The 1,204-nt window shown below is 61.1% G+C and carries 2 protein-coding genes; both read left to right on the top strand.

Annotation, left to right across the window (positions count from 1 at the left end; translation table 11 throughout):
* Nucleotides 1-116 precede the first annotated feature (116 nt).
* The gene (locus Q664_RS33045) at nt 117-563 is read left to right on the top strand and encodes a hypothetical protein (RefSeq protein ID WP_152622474.1); all 447 of its coding nucleotides are present in this window, start codon (nt 117-119) and stop codon (nt 561-563) included.
* A gap of 3 nt (nt 564-566) precedes the next feature.
* Nucleotides 567-1,139 (top strand): hypothetical protein, encoded by a 573-nt coding sequence (locus Q664_RS33050; RefSeq protein WP_043404699.1) that lies wholly within the window; start codon nt 567-569, stop codon nt 1,137-1,139.
* Nucleotides 1,140-1,204 lie beyond the last annotated feature (65 nt).

The following is a 1,204-nucleotide window of genomic DNA, read 5'->3' on the forward strand; positions in this document are numbered from 1 at the left end:
GATGCCATCTGCTTCATCCAGCGCATCCCATATTCCGCACTGAACACGGTGGATGGATGCCGGGATTTCCCATCGACGCCTGAGTGAAGGCGTGAAACCGTGTCGGGGTGGGTTCCTTGAACGCATCGATGCTTCTGGCGTGGTTCCGTCTGTGCGTCGTGGCGCTCCCGGTTCTGCTGGGGTGTGGCACGCAACTCAAGTTCGCCACGGTCATACCCAGAGACGGGACAGGTCAGAGCGGTTGGCAGGCGGCATGTCTCGAGGCGAACGTGCAGAACATGACGACCGGGGATTCCGCCGTGTGTACACTCACCATTGGAATGCCAGTAGAGACTCGGGACAACGGCTACATTGCCTCCTGGGAGGCGGCGGAAATCGCCGCGGAATGCATCAACAAGGCCTCGGATCTTGTCATCCGGCCGGCTCCTCCTGAAAGTCCCGCCGCTCTCGTGTGCAGGAGTTTCAAGGACACATTCCTTGAGATCCTGAAAGAGACCGTTCGTGGCTCTCGTGTAGAGATTGGGTGCAGACCCGGCATTCCCGTGACACGGATCGGCTTCTGAGCCATGAAATTCTCAGCCGAGCAACTGCTGGCCATCGTGAGCAACTATTGGCCTTCGGAGGATCCGGACGTCTCCTACGGGCTCGTGCGGACGCCAGCGCGCGAGAGGTTCGACGAACTCTGGAAGCGAGAACTGCAGAAGATCGACCAGTGGCGGTCTTTTCTCGACTCTTTTCGCGCGGAGCTGCCTGGTTTCACCCTGTCAGATATCACGGCCCCGGTGGATGCCTCGTTCCGTTGTGGCGCGTACTCGACCGAAGACCGTCAACAGACCCAGTGCGAGTGGGTCGTCGTTGGGTGCCTCAGCATTCTGGCGCCCGTCTACACAGTCTACGGTGTGCAATATACATACGACGGCGGGAAGCGGCGCCACGAGGTCTTCTTTGAACCGCTTCCGTCCGAGATGAGGGCTCCCGCTGACCTCATCGCGAGCAGAATTGAAGCAAGGTTCGAAGCCAGCGCACTTCCACGCGAACTCGCCGAGACCCCCATTCCGCTCTACGTGGAGCCTCGAAAGCCGCCGGACACCACCCTTTTCCATGCGCTGTTCATCGGCGACCCCGAACGAGTGCCTTGAACCGATGAGGAAGCGCCGGGCCGGGCGGAGCGAGCGCCCGGTGGGGCCAGACGCTGGAGGGGGCG

Origin of the sequence: Archangium violaceum Cb vi76, from assembly GCF_000733295.1 — a bacterium.
Lineage (GTDB): Bacteria > Myxococcota > Myxococcia > Myxococcales > Myxococcaceae > Archangium > Archangium violaceum.